This window comes from Enterobacter cloacae (assembly GCF_011078175.1).
In the GTDB taxonomy this organism is placed as follows: Bacteria; Pseudomonadota; Gammaproteobacteria; order Enterobacterales; family Enterobacteriaceae; genus Enterobacter; species Enterobacter cloacae_Q.
The window spans coordinates 315,215-339,231 of sequence record NZ_JAALCJ010000005.1 but is presented as its reverse complement, the minus strand read 5'-3'; the positions used below and the strand labels follow the sequence as shown (position 1 = coordinate 339,231).

The 24,017-nt window shown below is 56.2% G+C and carries 20 protein-coding genes; 15 read left to right on the top strand and 5 right to left on the bottom strand.

Annotated features, from left to right (window positions below):
* Positions 1-38: 38 nt before the first annotated feature.
* The 11 genes from ndk to G6Q29_RS13495 all read left to right on the top strand — a co-directional run bounded on the left by ndk (position 39) and on the right by G6Q29_RS13495 (position 12,204).
* On the top strand, positions 39-470 hold the full coding sequence (gene ndk, locus G6Q29_RS13545) for a nucleoside-diphosphate kinase (protein WP_165466000.1): 432 nt from the start codon (positions 39-41) through the stop codon (positions 468-470).
* A gap of 147 nt (positions 471-617) precedes the next feature.
* Positions 618-1,784, top strand: coding sequence for a bifunctional tRNA (adenosine(37)-C2)-methyltransferase TrmG/ribosomal RNA large subunit methyltransferase RlmN (locus tag G6Q29_RS13540; protein WP_003860623.1), 1,167 nt, complete (start codon positions 618-620; stop codon positions 1,782-1,784).
* Between the two features lie 291 nt (positions 1,785-2,075).
* On the top strand, positions 2,076-3,086 hold the full coding sequence (gene rodZ, locus G6Q29_RS13535) for a cytoskeleton protein RodZ (RefSeq protein ID WP_165465999.1): 1,011 nt from the start codon (positions 2,076-2,078) through the stop codon (positions 3,084-3,086).
* Between the two features lie 26 nt (positions 3,087-3,112).
* Positions 3,113-4,231 (top strand): flavodoxin-dependent (E)-4-hydroxy-3-methylbut-2-enyl-diphosphate synthase, encoded by a 1,119-nt coding sequence (gene ispG / locus G6Q29_RS13530; protein WP_003860619.1) that lies wholly within the window; start codon positions 3,113-3,115, stop codon positions 4,229-4,231.
* Positions 4,232-4,312: 81 nt separating this feature from the next.
* On the top strand, positions 4,313-5,587 hold the full coding sequence (gene hisS / locus G6Q29_RS13525) for a histidine--tRNA ligase (RefSeq protein WP_165465998.1): 1,275 nt from the start codon (positions 4,313-4,315) through the stop codon (positions 5,585-5,587).
* Positions 5,588-5,600: 13 nt separating this feature from the next.
* The gene (locus tag G6Q29_RS13520; protein WP_165465997.1) at positions 5,601-6,221 is read left to right on the top strand and encodes a YfgM family protein; all 621 of its coding nucleotides are present in this window, start codon (positions 5,601-5,603) and stop codon (positions 6,219-6,221) included.
* Between the two features lie 10 nt (positions 6,222-6,231).
* Positions 6,232-7,410, top strand: a complete 1,179-nt coding sequence (bamB, locus tag G6Q29_RS13515; RefSeq protein ID WP_017383525.1) for an outer membrane protein assembly factor BamB — start codon at positions 6,232-6,234, stop codon at positions 7,408-7,410.
* Between the two features lie 112 nt (positions 7,411-7,522).
* Positions 7,523-8,995, top strand: a complete 1,473-nt coding sequence (gene der, locus G6Q29_RS13510) for a ribosome biogenesis GTPase Der (protein ID WP_022648998.1) — start codon at positions 7,523-7,525, stop codon at positions 8,993-8,995.
* A gap of 300 nt (positions 8,996-9,295) precedes the next feature.
* Entirely contained in the window at positions 9,296-10,837 is a 1,542-nt protein-coding gene (locus G6Q29_RS13505) for a peptide MFS transporter (protein ID WP_165465996.1), read from the top strand.
* Positions 10,838-10,897: 60 nt separating this feature from the next.
* Positions 10,898-11,932 carry a Gfo/Idh/MocA family oxidoreductase gene (locus tag G6Q29_RS13500; protein ID WP_165465995.1) on the top strand — a complete coding sequence of 345 codons (1,035 nt, stop codon included), beginning with the start codon at positions 10,898-10,900 and terminating at the stop codon, positions 11,930-11,932.
* A gap of 50 nt (positions 11,933-11,982) precedes the next feature.
* On the top strand, positions 11,983-12,204 hold the full coding sequence (locus G6Q29_RS13495) for a zinc ribbon domain-containing protein (RefSeq protein ID WP_165465994.1): 222 nt from the start codon (positions 11,983-11,985) through the stop codon (positions 12,202-12,204).
* Here the strand turns inward: G6Q29_RS13495 and G6Q29_RS13490 are convergent.
* The 3 genes from G6Q29_RS13490 to xseA are packed head-to-tail and all read right to left on the bottom strand — an operon-like array spanning position 12,201 to position 15,002.
* The gene (locus G6Q29_RS13490) at positions 12,201-12,551 is read right to left on the bottom strand and encodes a protealysin inhibitor emfourin (RefSeq protein WP_165465993.1); all 351 of its coding nucleotides are present in this window, start codon (positions 12,549-12,551) and stop codon (positions 12,201-12,203) included. The two genes, G6Q29_RS13495 and G6Q29_RS13490, sit on opposite strands and share 4 nt — an antisense overlap.
* On the bottom strand, positions 12,551-13,570 hold the full coding sequence (locus tag G6Q29_RS13485; RefSeq protein ID WP_165465992.1) for a M4 family metallopeptidase: 1,020 nt from the start codon (positions 13,568-13,570) through the stop codon (positions 12,551-12,553). Before G6Q29_RS13485 ends, G6Q29_RS13490 begins: the two co-directional genes overlap by 1 nt.
* A gap of 58 nt (positions 13,571-13,628) precedes the next feature.
* Complete coding sequence (xseA, locus tag G6Q29_RS13480; protein WP_165465991.1) at positions 13,629-15,002, bottom strand: exodeoxyribonuclease VII large subunit; 1,374 nt, start codon at positions 15,000-15,002, stop codon at positions 13,629-13,631.
* A 158-nt stretch (positions 15,003-15,160) separates the two neighbouring features.
* On the opposite strand from xseA, the gene guaB reads away from it, so the two are divergent.
* On the top strand, positions 15,161-16,627 hold the full coding sequence (gene guaB / locus G6Q29_RS13475) for an IMP dehydrogenase (RefSeq protein ID WP_165465990.1): 1,467 nt from the start codon (positions 15,161-15,163) through the stop codon (positions 16,625-16,627).
* 67 nt (positions 16,628-16,694) lie between these two features.
* The gene (guaA, locus tag G6Q29_RS13470) at positions 16,695-18,272 is read left to right on the top strand and encodes a glutamine-hydrolyzing GMP synthase (protein WP_003860599.1); all 1,578 of its coding nucleotides are present in this window, start codon (positions 16,695-16,697) and stop codon (positions 18,270-18,272) included.
* Between the two features lie 90 nt (positions 18,273-18,362).
* On the opposite strand, the gene G6Q29_RS13465 is transcribed toward guaA, so the two are convergent.
* Positions 18,363-18,716, bottom strand: coding sequence for a helix-turn-helix domain-containing protein (locus G6Q29_RS13465; RefSeq protein WP_165465989.1), 354 nt, complete (start codon positions 18,714-18,716; stop codon positions 18,363-18,365).
* A gap of 337 nt (positions 18,717-19,053) precedes the next feature.
* On the opposite strand from G6Q29_RS13465, the gene G6Q29_RS13460 reads away from it, so the two are divergent.
* Together G6Q29_RS13460 and oqxB are read left to right on the top strand one after the other, a co-directional pair.
* On the top strand, positions 19,054-20,229 hold the full coding sequence (locus G6Q29_RS13460) for an efflux RND transporter periplasmic adaptor subunit (RefSeq protein ID WP_165465988.1): 1,176 nt from the start codon (positions 19,054-19,056) through the stop codon (positions 20,227-20,229).
* A gap of 23 nt (positions 20,230-20,252) precedes the next feature.
* Complete coding sequence (gene oqxB, locus G6Q29_RS13455) at positions 20,253-23,405, top strand: multidrug efflux RND transporter permease subunit OqxB (RefSeq protein WP_165465987.1); 3,153 nt, start codon at positions 20,253-20,255, stop codon at positions 23,403-23,405.
* A 64-nt stretch (positions 23,406-23,469) separates the two neighbouring features.
* Here oqxB and G6Q29_RS13450 read toward each other — a convergent pair whose 3' ends face one another.
* Positions 23,470-23,949, bottom strand: a complete 480-nt coding sequence (locus tag G6Q29_RS13450; RefSeq protein ID WP_165465986.1) for an RrF2 family transcriptional regulator — start codon at positions 23,947-23,949, stop codon at positions 23,470-23,472.
* Positions 23,950-24,017 lie beyond the last annotated feature (68 nt).

Genomic DNA, 24,017 nt, shown 5'->3' with positions numbered 1-24,017 from the left:
GTATGCAAAAACAACAGAACATTTTACAGAGGTTATCAATGGCTATTGAACGTACTTTTTCCATCATCAAACCAAACGCGGTGGCAAAAAACGTTATTGGCAGCATCTTCGCTCGCTTTGAATCAGCAGGGTTTAAGATCGTTGGCACCAAAATGCTGCACCTGACCGTTGAGCAGGCTCGCGGTTTCTACGCTGAGCACGAAGGTCGCCCATTCTTTGACGGTCTGGTCGAGTTCATGACTTCTGGCCCAATCGTGGTATCCGTTCTGGAAGGCGAAAACGCGGTACAGCGTCACCGCGATCTGCTGGGTGCAACTAACCCGGACAACGCGCTGGCAGGGACTCTGCGCGCCGACTACGCAGACAGCTTCACCGAGAACGGCACCCACGGTTCCGACTCTGTTGAATCTGCTGCGCGCGAAATCGCGTTCTTCTTCGCTGAAGGCGAAGTGTGCTCGCGCACGCGCTAATAATTTCGTAAATGCCGCGTGCAAACGTGGCATCCCTGCGCCAGACTTTGTACAATGCAACGCCCCGGACGAGCAAGCTGCTTGCCGGGGCGTTTCTTTTCAACCCACCAAGGGCCACAACGTGTAACAACGAGGCCGGAAAAAATTATGTCTGAATTAGTGAATACCTCCGAAGTCGCCATTCCTGCGGTTCCCAATAAAAATGGAAAAATTAACCTGCTGGACCTGAACCGTCAGCAGATGCGCGAGTTCTTTAAAGAGATGGGCGAGAAGCCGTTTCGTGCCGATCAGGTCATGAAATGGATGTACCACTATTGCAGCGACAACTTTGATGACATGACGGACATCAACAAAGTGCTGCGCAATAAGCTTAAAGAAGTGGCGGAAATCCGCGCACCGGAAGTGGTGGAAGAGCAGCGCTCTTCAGATGGCACCATCAAGTGGGCCATTGCCGTTGGCGATCAGCGCGTTGAAACCGTTTATATCCCGGAAGACGATCGCGCTACGCTGTGCGTCTCTTCTCAGGTAGGATGTGCGCTTGAGTGCAAATTCTGCTCTACGGCGCAGCAGGGCTTTAACCGTAACCTGCGCGTGTCGGAAATCATCGGCCAGGTCTGGCGTGCCGCGAAAATCGTGGGCGCGGCGAAAGTCACCGGTACGCGTCCGATCACCAACGTGGTGATGATGGGGATGGGTGAACCGCTGCTCAACCTGACCAACGTCGTCCCAGCGATGGAAATCATGCTCGATGATTTCGGTTTTGGTCTGTCCAAACGCCGCGTTACGCTCTCAACTTCCGGCGTTGTGCCTGCACTGGACAAACTGGGCGACATGATTGACGTCGCGCTGGCCATCTCCCTTCACGCGCCAAACGATGCTATCCGTGACGAAATTGTGCCAATCAACAAAAAGTACAATATCGAAACCTTCCTCGCTGGCGTGCGCCGTTATCTGGAGAAATCCAACGCTAACCAGGGCCGCGTGACCATCGAATACGTGATGCTGGATCATGTTAACGACGGTACTGAACATGCTCATGAGCTGGCTGAACTGCTGAAAGATACGCCATGTAAGATTAACCTGATCCCATGGAACCCGTTCCCGGGCGCGCCGTATGGCCGTAGCTCGAACAGCCGTATCGATCGCTTCTCCAAGGTGCTGATGGAGTATGGTTTCACCACCATCGTACGTAAAACGCGCGGCGATGATATTGACGCAGCCTGTGGTCAGTTGGCGGGTGACGTTATTGACCGTACCAAACGTACGCTGCGCAAGCGTATGCAGGGTGAATCAATCGCGGTTAAAACCGTTTGATTATTATGCAGACACGGCGCATTTTTTGCGCCGTGAAGCATTAATTTACTGAATAACCAGTCACAATCATTATGACTGATTAATAATTACGGTGCGTTTCATACAACTTTCGGGCAGTATGTAACGACGTAACAACAGTTTAGCGTGAAGGCCTGCCAGCGCTGTCATCTGCGGCCCGACAGTCTTATACTGTTTGTTCCAGGTTAACTGACCTAAAGTTTCGCGGTGCGGGTGGCATTGTGACTCACCGGCACCTGAACCCTTATTTTCACGTACCAGTAGTTGTAGCGAATGAATACTGAAGCCACTCACGATCAAAATGCAGCACTCTCCACTGGCGTTCGTCTTCGCAACGCCCGTGAACAACTCGGACTCAGCCAGCAAGCCGTTGCAGAACGCCTGTGCCTGAAGGTTTCCACCGTTCGCGATATTGAAGAAGATAAGGCACCCGCCGATCTGGCTTCAACGTTTCTGCGCGGTTATATCCGTTCTTACGCCAAACTGGTTCATATCCCTGAAGAAGAATTACTGCCGATGATGGAGAAGCAGGCGCCTGTGCGTGCGGCAAAAGTTGCGCCGATGCAAAGCTTCTCCCTGGGTAAACGTCGTAAAAAACGTGATGGCTGGCTGATGAGCTTTACCTGGCTGGTCCTGTTCGTGGTTGTCGGTCTGACGGGCGCATGGTGGTGGCAAAACCACAAAGCGCAGCAGGAAGAGATCACTACTATGGCCGATCAGTCCTCCGCTGAGCTTAATCAGTCCAGTAATAACGGCGCGCAAAGCGTGCCGCTGAGCACCGAAGGGACCGCGACTTCCAGCGAACCTCAGGCGGCAGCAACTAACACGCCTGCAACCGAGCCAGCTACGGCACCAGAGGCGACGGCAAATAGCGCGTCTGCTAATCAGGGGCAGGATCAAAACGCAGTCGTATCACCTTCACAGGCCAATGTTGATGCCGCCCCTGCGGTAACGGCACCGACAGATAACACCGCGGCGTCACTGCCAACCGACCCGGCGGGTACGGCGGCACCTGCCGTTGACCCGAATGCGCTGGTGATGAATTTCACCGCCGATTGCTGGCTGGAAGTGACTGACGCGACAGGTAAAAAGCTGTTCAGCGGCCTGCAACGTAAAGATGGCACGTTAAATCTAACGGGCCAGGCACCTTATAAGCTTAAAATCGGCGCACCGGCAGCGGTACAGATCCAGTATCAAGGAAAACCTGTCGATCTGAGCCGCTTTATCAGAACTAACCAGGTTGCGCGTCTTACCGTTAATGCCGAACAATCAGCAGCACAGTAACAGACGGGCAATGCGGGAGATTTTACATGCATAACCAGGCTCCTATTCAACGTAGAAAATCGAAACGGATTTACGTTGGGAACGTGCCAATTGGCGATGGGGCGCCTATCGCCGTCCAGTCGATGACCAATACGCGTACTACGGATGTAGAAGCGACGGTCAATCAAATCAAAGCATTAGAACGCGTCGGCGCGGACATTGTTCGCGTCTCTGTGCCGACCATGGATGCCGCCGAGGCGTTCAAGCTGATCAAGCAGCAGGTGAGCGTTCCGCTGGTTGCCGATATCCATTTTGATTACCGTATCGCGCTGAAAGTCGCTGAATACGGTGTCGATTGCCTGCGTATTAACCCAGGCAACATCGGCAACGAAGAACGCATTCGCATGGTGGTTGACTGCGCCCGCGACAAAAACATTCCAATCCGTATCGGCGTGAACGCGGGCTCTCTGGAAAAAGATCTTCAGGAAAAATATGGCGAACCTACGCCGCAGGCGCTGCTCGAATCCGCCATGCGTCACGTCGATCATCTGGATCGCCTCAACTTCGATCAGTTTAAAGTGAGCGTGAAAGCGTCTGACGTTTTCCTGGCTGTTGAATCGTATCGTCTGCTGGCAAAACAGATCGATCAGCCGCTGCACCTTGGGATCACCGAGGCAGGCGGTCTGCGTAGCGGTTCGGTAAAATCGGCGATTGGTCTCGGTCTGCTGCTCTCTGAGGGCATCGGCGACACGTTACGCGTCTCTCTGGCCGCCGATCCGGTGGAAGAGATTAAAGTCGGTTTTGATATTTTGAAATCGCTGCGCATCCGCGCACGTGGGATCAACTTCATCGCCTGCCCAACCTGTTCACGTCAGGAGTTTGACGTGATCGGCACCGTGAATGCCCTGGAGCAGCGTCTGGAAGACATCATCACCCCGATGGACGTCTCCATCATCGGCTGCGTGGTGAACGGTCCGGGTGAAGCGCTGGTGTCCACGCTGGGCGTTACCGGCGGTAACAAGAAAAGTGGTCTCTATGAAGATGGCGTTCGTAAAGATCGTCTGGATAATAGTGACATGATCGACCAGCTCGAAGCCCGCATTCGCGCAAAAGCGACGATGATGGACGAAGCGCAGCGCATCAGCGTACAGCAGGTTGAAAAATAACGTGATGGGAAGCAGGCTGCTTCCCATGTATGATTGAACCCATTCTTTGGGTTCTTTTTTGTATATAGAAAGAGAATAAACGTGGCAAAAAACATTCAAGCCATCCGCGGCATGAACGATTATCTGCCTGGCGAAACCGCCATCTGGCAGCGCATTGAAGGCACACTGAAGCAGGTGCTCGGCAGCTACGGTTACAGCGAAATCCGTTTGCCGATTGTAGAGCAGACCCCGTTATTCAAGCGCGCGATCGGCGAAGTGACCGACGTGGTTGAAAAAGAGATGTATACCTTTGAGGACCGCAACGGCGACAGCCTGACCCTGCGTCCTGAGGGGACGGCGGGTTGCGTACGCGCCGGCATCGAACATGGTCTCCTGTACAATCAGGAGCAGCGCCTGTGGTATATCGGCCCGATGTTCCGCCACGAACGTCCGCAGAAAGGTCGTTATCGCCAGTTCAACCAGCTTGGCGTGGAAGTGTTTGGTCTGCAAGGGCCAGATATCGATGCTGAACTGATTATGCTGACCGCCCGCTGGTGGCGCGCGCTCGGTATTTCTGAGCACGTTTCCCTGGAGCTGAACTCTATCGGTTCTCTGGAAGCGCGTGCTAACTATCGCGATGCGCTGGTAGCGTTCCTGGAACAGCACAAAGAGAAGCTGGACGAAGACTGTAAGCGTCGTATGTACAGCAACCCGCTGCGCGTACTCGATTCCAAAAATCCTGACGTACAGGCGCTGCTGAACGATGCGCCAGCGCTGGGTGACTACCTGGATGAGGATTCCCGCGAACACTTTGCTGGCCTGTGCAAGCTGCTTGAAGCGGCGGGCATTGCTTATACCGTTAACCAGCGTCTGGTGCGCGGTCTGGACTACTACAACCGCACCGTATTTGAGTGGGTGACCACCAGCCTCGGTTCGCAGGGCACCGTCTGTGCCGGCGGACGCTATGACGGACTGGTCGAGCAACTGGGTGGTCGTGCAGCACCGGCTGTTGGCTTCGCGATGGGTCTTGAGCGACTTGTTTTGCTGGTTCAGGCAGTTAATCCGGAATTTAAAGCCGATCCTGTTGTCGATATATACCTGGTGGCCTCAGGTGCGGATACGCAGTCTGCGGCGATGCAGCTTGCCGAACGCGTGCGCGATGCGCTGCCGGAGGTTAAGCTGATGACCAACCACGGCGGCGGCAACTTTAAAAAACAGTTTGCTCGTGCCGATAAGTGGGGCGCAAGTATCGCACTGGTGCTGGGTGAGTCCGAGGTGGCCAACGGCGAAGTGGTGGTGAAAGACCTGCGCTCTGGTGAGCAAACTACGGTAACGCAGGATGGCGTTGCGGCGCACTTGCGCACTCTATTGGGTTAAGGAGAAGGACTGCGTGGAAATTTACGAGAACGAACACGACCAGGTTGATGCGGTTAAGCGCTTCTTTGCTGAAAACGGCAAAGCCCTGATTGTAGGGGTTATTTTAGGTGTTGGTGCGCTGGTAGGCTGGCGTTACTGGAACAATCATCAGGCTGACTCTGCTCGCGGTTCGTCCCTGAACTACGAAAATACCGTTAGCGCAATCCGTGCCGACCAGCCGCAAACGCTGACGGCTGCGGAAAAATTTGCCGCTGACAACAAAAATACCTACGGTGCGCTGGCTGCACTGGAAGTGGCTCAGCAGTATGTTGATAAAAACGAACTGGACAAAGCCGCTGCGCAACTGTCTCAGGGGCTTGCTGCTGCCAGTGACGAAAATCTGAAAGCGGTAATCAATCTGCGTCTGGCGCGTATCCAGGTTCAGCAGAAAAAAGCCGACGACGCGCTGAAAACGCTTGATACCATCAAAGGCGAAGGCTTTGCCGCTATTGTCGCCGATCTTCGCGGTGAAGCACTGCTGAGTAAGGGTGATAAAGTGGGCGCGCGTAAAGCGTGGCAAGCTGGCGTGGATAGTAAAGCTTCACCTGCGCTGAGCGAAATGATGCAGATGAAAATAAATAATTTGTCCGTCTGAGAGGGACCCAATGCAATTGCGTAAATTACTTCTGCCAGGACTGCTTTCTGTTACGTTATTGAGTGGTTGTTCACTGTTCAGTGGCGAAGAAGACGTTGTTAAAATGTCCCCGCTGCCGACGGTTGAAAACCAGTTCACCCCATCCACCGCCTGGGACACCTCTGTAGGCGATGGTATTGGCGATTTTTATTCTAACCTGCACCCGGCATTTGCTGACGGCGTTGTCTATGCGGCCGATCGCAAAGGCACCGTTAAAGCGCTGAACGCTGATGACGGAAAAGAAGTGTGGTCCATTAACCTGGCGGAAAAAGACGGCTGGTTCTCCCGTAAACCTGCACTGCTTTCTGGCGGCCTGACCGTTGCCGGTGGCCATGTGTATGTGGGCAGCGAAAAAGCGCAGGTTTATGCGCTGAATGCCAGCGATGGTTCAGTTGCGTGGCAGACCACCGTTGCCGGGGAATCCTTATCGCGTCCGGTTGTCAGCGACGGTCTGGTGCTGATCCATACCAGCAACGGCCAGTTGCAGGCGCTGAACGAAGCCGATGGTCTGGTAAAATGGACGGTTAACCTGGATATGCCAGCGCTGTCTCTGCGCGGTGAATCTGCGCCGGCGACCGCATTTGGCGCCGCCATTGTGGGCGGTGACAACGGCCGTGTCAGCGCGGTACTGATGCAGCAGGGCCAGATGATTTGGCAACAGCGAATTTCTCAGGCGACGGGTTCAACCGAAATCGACCGTCTGAGTGACGTGGACACCACGCCAGTCATCGTTGACGGTGTGGTTTACGCGCTGGCGTATAACGGCAACCTGACGGCGCTGGATCTGCGTAGCGGGCAGATCATGTGGAAACGTGAGCTGGGTTCCGTGAACGATTTCATCGTCGACGGCAACCGTATTTATATGGTGGATCAGAACGACCGTCTGCTGGCGCTGAGCACCGAAGGCGGCGTGACGCTGTGGACGCAAAGCGATCTGCTGCACCGTCTGCTGACCGCACCGGCACTGTATAACGGCAGTCTGGTGGTGGGCGACAGCGAAGGCTATATGCACTGGATCGATCCAGAGAATGGCCGCTTCGTGGCACAGCAGAAAGTGGATAGCTCAGGCTTCCTGACGGAGCCCGTTGTGGCTGACGGCAAACTGCTGATTCAGGCAAAAGACGGCACGCTGTACGCGATCACGCGTTAATTAAGCGGCGGTTGTAGTATACTAAACGGCTCCTGTTCACTCAGGAGCCGTTTTGACATTTTTAAAAACGCTGCGAAAGCGACGTTATTTTGAATTTTATGAGGCTTCAAACATGGTACCTGTGGTCGCGCTTGTCGGGCGCCCTAACGTTGGAAAATCCACTCTTTTTAACCGTTTAACACGCACCCGTGATGCGCTGGTTGCGGATTTCCCGGGGCTGACGCGTGACCGTAAGTACGGTCGTGCAGAGGTGGAAGGACGCGAGTTCATCTGTATCGATACCGGGGGTATTGACGGTACGGAAGACGGCGTAGAAACCCGCATGGCAGAGCAGTCTCTGCTGGCTATCGAAGAAGCAGATGTGGTTCTGTTTATGGTGGATGCTCGCGCAGGCCTGATGCCCGCGGATTCTGCTATTGCTAAACATCTGCGTTCGCGCGAAAAGCCAACCTTCCTGGTGGCGAACAAAACTGACGGCATCGATGCCGATCAGGCTGTTGCGGATTTCTGGTCTTTAGGCCTGGGCGATATTTATCCTATCGCGGCCTCGCACGGTCGCGGCGTGACCAGCCTGCTGGAAACCGTTCTGCTGCCGTGGGTTGACGAAGTTAACCCCCCGGAAGAGGTGGACGAGGACGCCGAATACTGGGCGCAGTTTGAAGCCGGAGAAGAAGGCGAGGAAGAGCCAGAAGATGACTTCAACCCGCAGGATCTGCCTATCAAGCTGGCTATCGTTGGTCGCCCAAACGTAGGTAAGTCTACGCTTACTAACCGTATTCTGGGTGAAGAGCGCGTGGTGGTTTACGACATGCCTGGCACAACGCGCGACAGCATCTACATCCCAATGCAGCGCGATGAACGTGAGTACGTACTCATCGACACCGCAGGCGTGCGTAAGCGCGGGAAAATCACCGATGTGGTGGAAAAATTCTCGGTGATCAAAACCCTTCAGGCAATTGAAGACGCCAACGTGGTGCTGCTGGTTATCGACGCACGAGAAGGTATCTCCGATCAGGATCTCTCTCTGCTCGGCTTTATCCTTAATAGTGGGCGCTCACTGGTTATCGTCGTCAACAAGTGGGACGGCCTGAGCAACGAAGTGCGCGAGCAGGTGAAAGAGACGCTGGACTTCCGTCTGGGCTTTATCGACTTTGCGCGCGTTCACTTCATCTCTGCCCTGCACGGGAGTGGTGTTGGCAACCTGTTCGAATCCGTTCGTGAAGCCTATGACAGCTCCACCCGCCGTCAGAGCACCGCCATGCTGACCCGTATCATGAACATGGCTGCTGAAGACCACCAGCCGCCGCTGGTGCGCGGTCGCCGCGTGAAGCTGAAATATGCTCACGCCGGGGGGTATAACCCGCCTATCGTGGTGATCCACGGTAACCAGGTGAAAGACCTGCCGGATTCCTACAAGCGCTACCTGATGAACTACTTCCGCAAGTCGCTGGACGTAATGGGTACGCCTATCCGTATTCAGTTCAAGGAAGGGGAAAACCCGTTTGCGAATAAACGCAACACCCTGACGCCGAACCAGATGCGTAAGCGTAAGCGTTTGATTAAGCACATTAAGAAAAGCAAATAATTTTTACCGAACTCACTAAAACCCGCGCCTGTCGCGGGTTTTTTTTCATTCATTCAAAAGGCCCGCCTTCCCTGTGTGATGTCAATCACTATTCGCTTTTAACCATGTTTATATCTAAGAAAGTAGACAATCGTCGAATTTTCGTCTTAAAGTCCAGAGTTCGGTACTAGACAAAACTAGCGCCTGGTTATCAAATGGTTAACCAACATTTCGCCGCATGTAAAAAATCGATCGGATACGTAACCGTTCGGCGTACATGCTGGTGTTTACAAGCACGACACATACCTTTTCGGGAGAATTATGCAATCCTCTGTTAATCAAAAAGAGAGCCGAACCTTCTTCGGCCATCCTTATCCGCTCGGTTCGCTGTTCTTCACCGAGATGTGGGAGCGTTTCTCGTTTTACGGCATTCGTCCGTTACTGATCCTGTTTATGGCCGCCACCGTCTATGATGGCGGGATGGGCCTGGCGCGCGAAAACGCCTCGGCGATTGTCGGTATCTTTGCCGGGACCATGTACCTGGCCGCGCTGCCGGGCGGCTGGCTGGCGGATAACTGGCTTGGGCAGCAGAAAGCCGTCTGGTACGGTTCAATTCTGATTGCGCTCGGCCACCTGTCGATTGCGCTGTCGGCCATCATGGGCGATAACCTGTTCTTTATCGGCCTGATGTTCATCGTGCTCGGCTCTGGCTTGTTCAAGACCTGTATCTCGGTGATGGTCGGGACCCTTTATAAGAAAGGCGATGCGCGTCGTGACGGCGGTTTCTCGCTGTTCTATATGGGCATTAACATGGGTTCGTTCATCGCGCCGCTGATTTCCGGCTGGCTGATTAAAACCCACGGCTGGCACTGGGGCTTTGGTATCGGTGGTATCGGGATGCTGGTCGCCCTGATTATCTTCCGCGTGTTTGCCGTTCCGGCCATGAAGCGCTACGACAGCGAAGTCGGTCTGGACTCCACCTGGAACAGTCCGGTAGTGAAACGTAACGGCGTGGGCGCCTGGCTGCTGGCGCTGGCTGCGGGTGTTGCAATCATCGTTACGTTGATTGCCCAGGGCGTGATTGTGATTAATCCGGTCGCGGTCGCCAGCGTACTGGTGTATGTGATTGCCGCCTCCGTTGCGCTCTACTTCATCTATCTGTTCATCTTCGCCGGGCTGAATCGCAAAGAGCGCGCAAGGCTGCTGGTGTGCTTTATTCTGCTGGTCTCCGCCGCATTCTTCTGGTCTGCGTTTGAGCAGAAGCCAACCTCCTTCAACCTGTTTGCCAACGACTACACTAACCGCATGATCGGTGATTTTGAGATCCCGGCGGTATGGTTCCAGTCGATTAATGCCCTGTTCATCATTCTGCTGGCCCCGGTATTTAGCTGGGCATGGCCGAAGCTGGCGAGCAAAAACATTCGTCCGAGCAGCATCACCAAGTTCGTGATCGGTATTCTGTGTGCGGCAGCGGGCTTTGGCCTGATGATGCTGGCGGCACAGAACGTGCTGAGCAACGGTGGGGCAGGGGTTTCTCCGTTCTGGCTGGTGGGCAGTATCCTGATGCTGACACTCGGTGAGCTGTGCCTGAGCCCGATCGGTCTGGCGACCATGACCCTGCTGGCGCCGGAAAGAATGCGTGGCCAGATGATGGGACTGTGGTTCTGCGCAAGCGCGCTGGGTAACCTGGCGGCGGGCCTGATTGGCGGCCACGTGAAGGCCGACCAGCTGGATATGCTGCCGGACCTCTTCGCGCGCTGCTCCATCGCGCTGCTGATTTGTGCTGCGGTGCTGATTGTCCTCATTGTTCCGGTGCGCCGCATGCTGGAAAATGCGCAGACTAAACCGGCTGCTAACGCCTGATAAACCTCGACCTTGCCGGGGTGCGTTATGCCCCGGCAATTGACTTAACGAGGTAAGAACATGCTGTTAGGGTTTGTTGGGCTTGGTGCTGTGGTTGAAACGGCTTACTTACCGGCAATACGAAATCTTTTTCCTGATACCCCGCGCTGTTTAGGTTTTGATGTTCACCCCGAGAAGCAGCCTGAAGGCGTCACACGTTGCGCGTCGCTCGGTGAACTTCTTTCCCACCCGCTGGATACCCTGTTTATCACCACTTCCTCCCTGTCCCATCTCGAGGTACTTGAGCATGCGCTGGCCTCACCCGCGTCGCGTATTGTGGTAGAAAAGCCGATTGTTGCCACGCTTTCCCAAATAGAAAAGCTCAATGTGCTGCTGGCCACGCCCGGTGCGGCATCCCGCGTGCTGGCGCTCGACCACTGGATGGCGCGCATCGAAACGGTGAAGCGGTCGCTGGTCGATCGTTTTTCTGATGTCGTCAGGATCGAAGGCTTTTTGCAGGAGCCAAGCGGGTATAACGCAGCCGGCGAACCCATCGCGCTTAATTTCGCCACGGGTGAACCGGATACCAGAACGCTTCGTCACCCTGATGGCGTGATTCTGGATATAGGCACGCACGTGCTGGCGATGCTGCGCGAAACGATGCGCTTTCTGGGTGGCCATGACGAAATGACGCTCCAGGTCGTCGCCGCTAAAGACCGCCTGGGCCGCGCTATTGTGAAAGGAGATTTGACTACGGCGGAAGGTGAGGCGCATCTTCAGGGAAGCATCAGCGGCGTGCCGGTGGACATCTGGCTTAATAAATACGCGGGACCTGCGGGCGGGCAAAAGGGATTACGCTGCCATTTGCGCGACGGGCGTATCGTCAGCCACGACCGACGCGGCGCAGAAGATGTGCTGGAGCTGATTAAGGGTAAAGAAATTCAGCGCTGGCATATTCCCGGTACGATATACGAGCATTGCCTTGCGGAGCATATTCTGGGCGCAAAAAGTCTCTTTGAACGGGATCCGCACGAGGTGAGCCGCACGACGCGCCGCAGGGTCGAGGAGGTAACGCTGCTGCTGACCTTACAGCAACAGTTGCGTGGCTCGCACTGAATGCGACGTGGTAAAATTAATGTAGACCTGAACGCTTTGAAGGAGTCACCATGACGATTACCTGCCCGGATTGCCAGACACCGCTGGAGCCCCAGAACGGGGTGGCGCACTGCGAAAATTGTAATAAAGATTTCGCGCTCGAAGCCCGTTGCCCGGAGTGCCATCAGCCGCTCCAGGTTTTAAAAGCCTGCGGTGCGGTGGATTATTTCTGCCAGAATGGCCACGGTCTTATCTCTAAAAAACGCGTGGAGTTTGTTCGGGCTGAAGGTTAATCGCACACGCAGCCTTCCCCTTTCTGCCACAGTTCCACCAGCGACTCGGGTGCTTCCTGCTCGGGTACAAGCACGATGATATCGGCGTAGTGCGCCTGATTTTGGCCGGTCCAGATAATCTGGATGCGAAAATAGCGCTGGTCACCGCTGCCGGGCGAAGAGGCGTGCCCGGGCGGCTGGCCGCGCGGGAAAGCCTGCTCAAGAATGTTCACCAGGCGCTGGCGCTGGGCCTCATTGAGCGAGGAAAGCGCGATGGTGCGCTGACCGCTCAGCTTAGGAATAAAGGCGACGCCGCCTTCCCGGGCCAGCTCAACCACGGCGTCATCCGTCAGTTCCGGTACCTGCATTACAGTACTCCCACCTGTTCCCAGGCTTGTTTAATGGCCGCCCCAACGTCACCCCCCGAGCGCTTCTCGCCGTGGGCGATCGTCAGTTTTGCGAAAGCGTCAAAATCCGCATCCTGCGCCAGGTTGCGATCGCAAACCGTGTCGTACCAGGCATAACCTGCTTTTTCCCAGGCGTAGCCACCGATTGCCGTTGCGGCCAGGTAAAACGCCCGGTTGGGGATGCCGGAGTTGAGGTGTACGCCGCCGTTATCTTCGCGCGTTTTGATGAAATCTTTCATGTGCGCGGGCTGCGGGTCTTTGCCAAGGAGGGGATCGTCGTAGGCGGTGCCGGGTTCAGACATTGAGCGCAGCCCTTTGCCGTTAATCCCCGCTGCCAGCAGCCCTTCGCCAATCAGCCAGTCTGCCTGGTCGGCGGTTTGCTTCAGATGATACTGTTTGACCAGCGAGCCAAACACGTCGGATAACGACTCGTTCAGCGCGCCCGACTGTTCAAAGTAGATCAGCCCGGCTTCCGTCTCGGTCACGCCGTGGCTCAGCTCATGCGCCACCACGTCGATGGCAATGGTGAAGCGGTTGAAGATTTCCCCGTCGCCATCGCCAAAGACCATCTGCTGGCCATTCCAGAAGGCGTTTTGATACTCACGGCCGTAATGCACGGTGCCGGTGAGGATCAGCCCTTTGTTATCGAGCGAATCGCGCTGATATTCTTTCCAGAAGAAATCATGGGTGATACCCAGATAATCGTACGCTTCGTCCACCGCCACATCGCCGTTGGAGGGCTGGCCTTCGTAGCGCACCTGGGTACCCGGCAGCTCCTGGGTCTGTTTTGCATCGTAGATGTCACGCTCAAGCTGACCGGCTGTATTCACATGCGGCGCGGCGGGTTTGCCCGGCATATGCGCCATCAGCGTCTGGACGTGGGTTAAGGTCTGACGGGCGCAACGCTGCTGCGGCTCAGAACCGCTTTCGATAATACGGCGAAGAATATACGGAGGGATGACGCTATGAAGATGGGGCATGCTGCTCTCCTTATTAAAAAAGGCAATAGCAGCAGTATAGTTTGTAACCGGCGAAGATTTATCCGCTTTTGCGCTGGCGCGTTTTTTTCACCGGTTTAATCTCTTTCACTTCACTCTCGACCCAGCCGTCTGAAAGCCGGGTGGTAAGCACATCTCCGGCTTTTACCTGTTTCGTTTGTTTCAGCACTTTGCCGTCCGTCGCGGTAGTCACAGTATAGCCGCGGGCCAGCGTGGAGAGCGGGCTGACGGCTTCCAGATGGGTGACCGCATTGCCAAAACGCTCGCGGGTGGTGCTCAGGCGCGAACGGATATTTTCCGCGAGGCGGAACTCAAGCTGCTGGATACGCGTTTGTGCGCGATAAATCTTCGGCTGCGGATCCTGCTGATTCAGACGCTGAGTCGTGCGCTGCTGGCGGGATATCGCCCGCTTAAGCTGGTTATCTATCGCGAAATTCATGCGCTGACGTAGACGTTCCAGCACGGTTTGCTGACGCGCCAGACGTAATTGCGGATGCTGCTGTTGCAGACGATGGTGAAGCTGGGTAAAGCGGCGGGTACGGTTGGCGAGGAAATAGTCCATCGCCATCTCCAGGCGCTGCTGCCCGTTCTGGATCTGACGCAGCAGCTCCTGCTGGTTACGGCTGACCACCTCTGCCGCCGCGGACGGCGTGGGCGCGCGTAAATCCGCGACAAAATCCGCAATCGTCACATCCGTTTCGTGACCGACGGCGCTCACTACCGGGATAAGGCTGGCAAAGATCGCCCGCGCCACGCGCTCGTCGTTAAAGCTCCACAGGTCTTCCAGCGAGCCGCCGCCGCGCCCGACGATCAGGACATCGCACTCCTGACGCGTATTTGCCAGCTCAATCGCGCGCACGATCTGCCCCGGCGCATCGTCACCCTGAACGGCAGTTGGGTAGATAATGACGGGCAGGGAAGGGTCACGGCGCTTCAGCACGTGCAGAATATCGTGCAGGGCCGCACCGGTTTTCGAGGTGATAACCCCAACGCAGTGGGCTGGTGAGGGCAGGGGCTTTTTAAACTGCTGGTCGAACAATCCCTCAGCCGAAAGCATGGCTTTTAGCTGCTCGTACTTCTGCTGCAACAGGCCTTCGCCCGCGGGCTGCATGCTCTCGACGATAATCTGATAATCGCCGCGCGGCTCATACAGGGTAATGTTGGCGCGAACCAAAACCTGCTGGCCATGCTGAGGGCGGAACGTCACGCGACGATTGCTGTTGCGGAACATCGCACAGCGCACCTGAGCGGTGTCGTCTTTCAGCGTAAAATACCAGTGACCGGAAGCGGGCTGCGTGAAGTTAGAGATTTCACCGCTGATCCAGACCTGCCCCATTTCCTGCTCAAGCAGCAAACGCACCGTCTGATTAAGGCGGCTGACAGTATAAATTGAGGGGGATTGAGAGGATAACATGTGAGCGGGATCAAATTCTAAATCAGCAAGTTATTCAGTCGATAGTAACCTGCTGAGAGGCAATCGCAAGCTTTTTTATAAAAAAGTGTAGATGCAATCGGTTACGCTCTGTATAATGCCACGGCAATATTTAACCACCCAGGTCAGAGATATTGCCCATGCTACGTATCGCTAAAGAAGCACTGACGTTTGACGACGTCCTCCTCGTTCCCGCTCATTCCACCGTTCTGCCGAATACTGCCGACCTCAGCACGCAGTTGACGAAAACCATTCGTCTGAACATTCCTATGCTCTCCGCAGCAATGGACACCGTGACTGAAGCGCGTCTGGCTATCGCCCTGGCACAGGAAGGCGGCATTGGCTTTATCCACAAAAACATGTCTATCGAGCGTCAGGCGGAAGAAGTTCGCCGCGTGAAGAAGCATGAATCCGGTATCGTGTCCGATCCTCAGACCGTTCTGCCAACCACCACGCTGCACGAAGTGAAAGCCCTGACCGAGCGTAACGGCTTTGCAGGCTACCCGGTAGTCACTGAAGACAACGAACTGGTGGGCATCATTACCGGTCGTGACGTGCGTTTCGTGACTGACCTGAACCAGCCTGTCAGCGTCTATATGACACCAAAAGAGCGTCTGGTGACCGTGCGTGAAGGCGAAACCCGCGACGTGGTGTTGGCGAAAATGCACGAAAAACGCGTTGAGAAAGCGCTGGTTGTGGACGCGAACTTCCACCTGCGCGGCATGATCACCGTTAAAGATTTCCAGAAAGCAGAACGTAAACCGAACGCTTGTAAAGACGAGCATGGCCGTCTGCGCGTTGGCGCTGCGGTGGGCGCAGGTGCAGGTAACGAAGAGCGCGTTGACGCGCTGGTTGCTGCGGGCGTTGACGTGCTGCTGATTGACTCCTCCCACGGCCACTCCGAAGGCGTTCTGCAACGTATTCGTGAAACCCGTGCTAAATACCCGGATCTCCAGATCATCGGCGGTAACGTGGCAACCGGCGCAGGCGCTCGCGCGCTGGCGGAAGCGGGTTGCAGCGCGGTGAAAGTGGGTATTGGCCCTGGCTCTATCTGTACCACCCGTATCGTCACCGGCGTAGGCGTGCCGCAGATCACGGCGGTTTCTGACGCGGTTGAAGCGCTTAAAGGTACCGGTATTCCGGTAATCGCGGACGGCGGTATCCGCTTCTCTGGCGACATCGCCAAAGCGATCGCCGCAGGTGCCGCAGCCGTGATGGTGGGCTCCATGCTGGCGGGTACCGAAGAATCCCCGGGAGAAATCGAACTCTACCAGGGTCGTTCTTACAAATCCTATCGCGGTATGGGCTCCCTGGGTGCGATGTCCAAAGGTTCCTCTGACCGTTACTTCCAGACCGATAACGCCGCAGACAAACTGGTGCCGGAAGGTATCGAAGGCCGCGTGGCCTATAAAGGCCGCCTGAAAGAGATCATTCACCAGCAGATGGGCGGTCTGCGCTCCTGTATGGGTCTGACGGGCTGTGGTACCATTGACCTGCTGCGTACCAAAGCGGAATTCGTACGCATCAGCGGTGCGGGTATCCAGGAGAGCCACGTTCACGACGTGACGATCACCAAAGAGTCCCCGAACTACCGTCTGGGCTCCTGATAAATTTCCGCGCCCGGCTCAATGCCGGGCGCTTTGTTTTGTTTCACTTGCCTCGGAATTAGCGTCAATGACGGAAAACATTCATAAACATCGCATTCTCATCCTGGACTTTGGTTCTCAGTACACTCAGCTGGTGGCGCGCCGCGTGCGTGAACTGGGCGTTTACTGTGAACTGTGGGCGTGGGATGTCACGGAAGCACAGATTCGCGAGTTCAATCCAAGCGGCATCATCCTGTCCGGCGGCCCGGAAAGCACCACCGAAGAGAACAGCCCTCGCGCGCCGCAGTACGTGTTCGAAGCGGGCGTGCCGGTATTCGGCGTTTGCTACGGTATGCAGACCATGGCAATGCAGCTGGGCGGCCACGTAGAAGGCTCTAACGAACGTGAGTTCGGCTATGCACAGGTAGAAGTCGTCACCGACAGCGCGCTGGTGCGCGGTATCGAAGACTCCCTGACCGCAGACGGCAAACCGCTGCTTGACGTGTGGATGAGCCACGGCGACAAAGTCACCGCTATCCCGTCCGACTTCGTGACCGTTGCCAGCACCGAAAGCTGCCCGTTTGCCATCATGGCGAACGAAGAAAAACGCTTCTACGGCGTGCAGTTCCACCCGGAAGTGACCCACACCCGTCAGGGTATGCGCATGCTGGAGCGCTTCGTGCGTGACATCTGCCAGTGTGAAGCCCTGTGGACCCCGGCAAAAATCATCGACGACGCCGTGGAGCGTATCCGCCAGCAGGTTGGCGATGACAAAGTGATCCTCGGCCTCTCCGGCGGCGTGGACTCCTCCGTGACCGCCATGCTGCTGCACCGCGCCATCGGCAAAAACCTGACCTGCGTCTTCGTGGATAACGGCCTGCTGCGCCTGAACGAAGCGAAGCAGGTGATGGACATGTTTGGCGACCACTTCGGCCTGAACATCGTTCACGTGGAAGGGGAGCAGCGCTTCCTGGACGCGCTGAAAGGCGAGAACGATCCGGAAGCCAAACGTAAAATCATCGGCCGCGTGTTCGTGGAAGTGTTCGACGAAGAAGCGCTGAAGCTGGAAGACGTGAAATGGCTGGCGCAGGGCACTATCTATCCTGACGTTATTGAATCAGCTGCCTCCGCAACCGGTAAAGCGCACGTCATCAAATCTCACCACAACGTTGGCGGCCTGCCGAAAGAGATGAAGATGGGCCTTGTTGAACCGCTGCGCGAGCTGTTCAAAGACGAAGTGCGTAAGATCGGCCTGGAGCTGGGTCTGCCGTACGACATGCTCTACCGTCACCCGTTCCCGGGCCCGGGCCTGGGCGTGCGCGTGCTGGGTGAAGTGAAGAAAGAGTACTGCGACCTGCTGCGTCGCGCGGACGCGATCTTCATCGAAGAGCTGCACAAGGCTGACCTGTACAACAAAGTGAGCCAGGCGTTTACCGTGTTCCTGCCGGTTCGCTCTGTCGGCGTCATGGGCGATGGCCGTAAATACGACTGGGTTGTCTCCCTGCGCGCGGTGGAAACCATCGACTTCATGACCGCGCACTGGGCGCACCTGCCGTATGACTTCTTAGGCCGCGTGTCTAACAGAATAATCAATGAAGTCAATGGCATATCGCGTGTCGTGTACGACATCAGCGGTAAGCCACCGGCGACGATCGAATGGGAGTAAGCCCATAACCTTTCCTGCGAAGTTATCAGCAGGTAAGACTGATAAAACCCTCTGTTTACAGAGGGTTTTTCTTTTCTGACCGGCGGTGAGTTACTGCCTAATCTGCTGCGATCCACGGCAGCCGATACTGCGTCGCCATGCGCCTGGTGCCTGACCGTACTGACGCTTAAAGCTGCGGTTGAAGGACTGCTGAGAGTCAAAGCCCAGCGCGATCGCCACGTTCAGAATCGGTTCATCGCTGTGGGCCAAGCGCTCAACCGATTTTTGCAGCTTTTGCGCGCGAATATATTCGGCGAGAGGGGAGCCGGTATGTTCTTTGAAAAGCCGCTGGAGGTGCCATTTCGAATAGCCGGCTCGCCTGGAGACGGTTTCAATATCCAGACGGCTATCGAGGTTGTTGTCGATCCAGTCGAGTAAATCGTGAATGAATGCACCCGTGTTCATTTTGCTTCCCCTACGCCACATATTAAAAAGCATCTTTGTGTGTTGCACTTAAAGGTGACCCGTTTTTACATTAATTGCAAGTTTTATAGTTGCATTTAAATCCCTGCTCAAAACGCGTGATCTACCTTTGCCGCAAATAGCACATAAAGTGCAACAATTATTCTTGCACTTAGTTAAGCGCCTTCCTACAATCGCCGCGAATAGTGTATTCGCAACTGTTACAGTTTTGTGGCGATGAACGACACAAATGGCCTTAAGCCAGCTACCGGACAAAGGAAGTGGCGCGGCGCCTCCCGCTGCGTCTTGCCCGGCGGCTACAATAACCGGAATAAAAATAATGAGCCTGCAAAAAACCTGGGGTAACTTTCATCTGAGCGCGATGGGGGTAGTTTTACTCTCCGCGCTTCTCGTCGGGTGCGATGACAGCGTCGCGCAAAATGCCGCGCCGCAAGCGCCCGTCGTCAGCGCTGCTGACGTGGTGGTGAAATCCATTAGCCAGTGGGACAGCTTTAACGGTCGCGTTGAAGCGGTGGAAAGCGTTCAGCTGCGTCCGCGCGTCTCCGGCTACATTGAGAAAGTGAATTACACCGACGGCCAGGAGGTGAAGAAGGGTGAGGTGCTGTTCACGATAGATGACCGAACCTATCGCGCCGCGCTGGAGCAGGCGCAGGCGAATCTGGCGAGAGCCAAAACGCAGGCCAGCCTGGCGCGAAGCGAGGCTAACCGTACCGATAAATTAGTCAATACCAACGTGGTATCCCGTGAGGAGTGGGAGCAGCGCCGTTCCGCAGCTACCCAGGCACAGGCCGATATTCGCGCGGCGCAGGCGGCGGTTGACGCTGCGCAACTTAACCTCGACTTCACCAAAGTGACTGCGCCTATCGACGGTCGCGCCAGCCGGGCGCTGATCACCAGCGGTAACCTGGTGACGGCGGGCGACAGCGCCAGCGTGCTCACCACCCTGGTCTCGCAGAAGACGGTTTATGTCTACTTCGACGTGGACGAGTCAACCTACCTTCACTATCAGAACCTGGCCCGCAGCGGGCAGGGGGCGTCAAGCAATCACACGGCGCTGCCGGTGGAGATTGGCCTGACGGGCGAGGAGGGCTATCCCCATCAGGGCAAAGTGGATTTCCTGGATAACCAGCTTACGCCGGGCACCGGAACGATCCGCATGCGCGCACTGCTGGATAACTCACAGCGTCAGTTCACGCCTGGACTCTTTGCCCGCGTGCGCCTGCCGGGTAGTGCGGAATTTAAAGCCACGCTTGTTGACGATAAGGCGGTGCTGACCGATCAGGATCGTAAATACGTCTATATCGTAGATAAAGACGGAAAAGCGCAGCGCCGCGACATCACGCCCGGGCGTCTGGCCGTTGGTTTACGTATCGTACAGCAGGGGCTGAATCCCGGGGATAAAGTCATCGTCGATGGTTTACAAAAAGTGTTTATGCCGGGTATGCCGGTTAACGCGAAAACCGTTGCCATGACCGCCAGCGCCGCCCTCAACTGATCCCTTACCTGAGAATCCAATCCATGGACTTTTCCCGTTTTTTCATCGACAGGCCGATTTTTGCCGCGGTGCTGTCGATTCTGATTTTTATCACAGGGTTAATTGCCATCCCGCTGCTGCCGGTAAGCGAATATCCTGACGTCGTGCCGCCAAGCGTGCAGGTTCGCGCCGAGTACCCGGGCGCTAACCCGAAAGTAATTGCCGAGACCGTGGCAACGCCGCTGGAAGAGGCGATCAACGGTGTTGAGAACATGATGTACATGAAATCCGTTGCGGGCTCCGACGGCGTGCTGGTGACTACCGTCACCTTCCGTCCGGGGACCGATCCGGATCAGGCGCAGGTTCAGGTACAAAACCGCGTCGCACAGGCCGAAGCGCGTCTGCCGGAAGACGTGCGGCGTCTGGGCATCACGACTCAGAAACAGTCGCCAACGCTGACGCTGGTGGTGCATCTGTTTTCGCCTGGGGGTAAGTACGATTCACTGTATATGCGTAACTACGCCACGCTGAAGGTGAAGGACGAGCTGGCGCGTCTGCCCGGCGTGGGTCAGATCCAGATTTTTGGCTCGGGCGAATACGCGATGCGCGTCTGGCTGGATCCGAACAAGGTGGCTGCCCGCGGGCTGACCGCTTCGGACGTGGTGACGGCGATGCAGGAGCAGAACGTGCAGGTGTCCGCCGGGCAGCTTGGCGCCGAGCCGCTGCCGAAAGAGAGCGATTTCCTGATCTCCATTAACGCCCAGGGCCGCCTGCATACCGAAGACGAGTTCGGCAACATTGTCCTGAAAACCACGCAGGATGGTACGGTCGTCCGTCTGCGCGACGTGGCGCGTATCGAGATGGGTTCCGGCAGCTATGCGCTGCGCTCCCAGCTGAACAATAAAGATGCGGTCGGGATTGGTATCTTCCAGTCGCCGGGAGCAAACGCCATCGATCTGTCTAACGCGGTGCGCGCCAAAATGGACGAATTGTCCACGCGGTTCCCGGACGATATGAAATGGGCGGCGCCTTACGACCCAACGGTGTTTGTACGCGACTCGATCCGCGCGGTGGTGCAAACGCTGCTGGAAGCGGTGGTGCTGGTCGTGCTGGTGGTGATCCTGTTCCTGCAAACCTGGCGCGCGTCGATTATCCCGCTGATTGCGGTGCCGGTATCGGTAGTGGGCACGTTCAGTATTCTCTACCTGCTGGGCTTTTCGCTGAATACCCTGAGTCTGTTCGGGCTGGTGCTGGCGATTGGTATCGTGGTGGACGATGCCATCGTGGTGGTGGAAAACGTCGAGCGAAATATCGAAGAGGGGCTCGCACCGCTTGCGGCAGCGCATCAGGCGATGCGTGAGGTGTCCGGGCCGATTATCGCCATTGCGCTGGTGCTGTGTGCGGTGTTCGTGCCGATGGCGTTTCTCTCCGGCGTAACCGGTCAGTTTTACAAACAGTTTGCGGTGACGATTGCGATTTCCACAGTGATCTCCGCCATCAACTCGCTGACGCTCTCGCCGGCGCTGGCCGCGCTGCTGTTGAAGCCGCACGGTGCGCCGAAAGATTTCCCGACCCGGCTTATCGATCGTCTGTTCGGCTGGATTTTCCGTCCGTTTAACCGCTTTTTCCAACGCAGTTCGACTGGCTATCAGGGGCTGGTGGGTAAAACGCTCGGCCGACGCGGGGCGGTATTTGTGGTTTATTTGCTGCTGCTGTGTGCCGCAGGCGTCATGTTTAAAGCGGTTCCCGGCGGGTTTATTCCGACGCAGGATAAGCTGTACCTGATCGGCGGCGTGAAAATGCCGGAAGGTTCGTCGCTGGCGCGTACCGATGCGGTGATCCGCAAAATGAGCGAAATCGGGATGAATACCGAAGGCGTGGATTATGCGGTCGCGTTCCCGGGGCTGAATGCGTTGCAGTTCACCAATACGCCGAACACCGGGACGGTCTTCTTTGGCCTGAAGCCGTTCGACCAGCGCAAACATAGTGCTGCGGAAATTAACGCTGAAATTAACGCGAAAATTGCGCAAATCCAGCAGGGCTTTGGCTTCTCGATTCTGCCGCCGCCGATTTTAGGGCTGGGTCAGGGGTCGGGTTATTCGCTGTACATTCAGGATCGTGCTGGTCTGGGCTATGGGGCGCTGCAAAATGCGGTGAACACCATGTCCGGGGCGATTATGCAGACGCCGGGGATGCATTTCCCGATCTCGACCTACCAGGCCAACGTTCCGCAGCTGGATGTGCAGGTTGACCGTGACAAGGCGAAAGCGCAGGGCGTGTCGCTGACCGATCTCTTCGGGACGCTGCAAACCTATCTGGGCTCGTCTTACGTGAATGACTTCAACCAGTTCGGGCGCACCTGGCGCGTAATGGCGCAGGCTGACGGGCAGTTTCGCGACAGCGTGGAAGATATCGCGAATTTACGCACCCGTAATAGCCAGGGCGACATGGTGCCGATTGGCAGTATGGTGAAAATCACGACCACCTACGGGCCTGACCCGGTGATCCGCTACAATGGCTACCCGGCGGCAGACCTGATTGGTGATGCCGACCCGCGCGTGCTCTCTTCCGCGCAGGCGATGACGCAGCTGGACGGTATGTCTAAGCAGATCCTGCCGAACGGGATGAATATTGAATGGACGGACCTGAGCTTCCAGCAGGCCACCCAGGGCAACACGGCGCTGATTGTCTTCCCGGTCGCGGTGCTGCTGGCGTTCCTGGTGCTGGCTGCGCTGTATGAAAGCTGGACGCTGCCGCTGGCGGTGATCCTCATCGTGCCGATGACGATGCTCTCCGCGCTGTTTGGCGTCTGGCTGACCGGGGGCGATAACAACGTCTTCGTGCAGGTAGGGCTGGTTGTGCTGATGGGGCTGGCCTGTAAAAACGCGATTCTTATCGTGGAGTTTGCCCGCGAGCTGGAAATTCAGGGCAAAGGCATCATGGAGGCCGCGCTGGAGGCCTGCCGACTGCGTTTACGTCCGATTGTAATGACCTCTATCGCCTTTATTGCCGGGACCATTCCACTGATCCTTGGTCACGGGGCAGGGGCAGAAGTGCGCGGCGTCACCGGGATCACCGTCTTCTCCGGGATGCTGGGCGTGACGCTGTTTGGTCTGTTCCTGACGCCGGTCTTTTACGTGACGCTGCGTAAGTTCGTAACGCGCGGCAAAGCGGAAAGAGAGGTGTTGCCTGCGTAGGACGTAGCAGATAGCAAAAAGCCGCCTTCACTGTGAAGGCGGCTTTTTTCGCAATCTGCCAGGATTAAGGCGCTTTTTTATGCTGCGTACAGAGTTCCGGCACCGGAACGCACCCGCTGGTATCGGCTTTTTTTACCTCTTCCAGCGCGCTGGCGACGGTATGGCGCGCTAAAACCGCTAACGAAGCCTGCTCCGCTTCATCAGCAATTGATTTGAAGTACCAGCAGGCGTTGGCGCTGACCACGCAGCGGGCCGGGACGTCAGGACGGGACGCCCACAGCTTTTTATCTTCAGTGACGGAGAGGTAGATATCGCGCAGGGTAATTTCTTCCGCCGGGCGGCCAAGGTGAATAGAGCCGTTGCGGCCAAGCGTGGAGACGATAATGCCGTCGCGGGCGAGAGGAACCATTAATTTGCGGATAAAGCTCGGATTCGCTTCCAGGCCGTAGGCCAGGATTGCACTCGTCGAACGTTCACCCGATTGCTCCGCCATCGCTACGCTGAGAACCATCTGCAAAGCTGTCGGGAAGCGGTAATCTAACATTTTTCTGTCCTGGGTTGCGGTGAATCTTGTTCTTTTTGGCACCGCAGAGGTGAATAATCAGTAAGTAA